This is a genomic window from Rhizobium sp. SVR5-9E, from assembly GCF_056755095.1.
This window is the reverse complement of record NZ_JBNDHS010000672.1, coordinates 1-241: the sequence shown is the minus strand read 5'-3', so window position 1 is coordinate 241 and position 241 is coordinate 1. Positions and strand designations below refer to the sequence as shown.

Annotated in this window: 1 pseudogene; it reads right to left on the bottom strand. The window is 44.0% G+C overall.

The window, feature by feature from the left end:
• A pseudogene (locus ACPYOJ_RS36500) lies at window positions 1-241 on the bottom strand (beta-ketoacyl-ACP synthase I); the annotation flags it as partial.

Sequence of the window (241 nt, the reverse complement as noted above, 5' to 3'; positions counted from 1 at the left end):
GTCTACATTCGGTGTTGAAATATGTCCGCCGTTTGAAGAAAAGCCATAGCCAACAATCTCTGCAATGATATTGGCACCTCTTTTCTGTGCAGATTCTAAGCTTTCAACGATCAAGCTTGCTGCTCCACCACTTGGAATCAGCCCATCTCTTCCGGAATCAAAAGGTCTTGAAGCTTTTGTCGGCTCGTCTTCTCTCACGGAAAAAACACCTAATCCATCAAAGCTTGCCATGGAATATTTG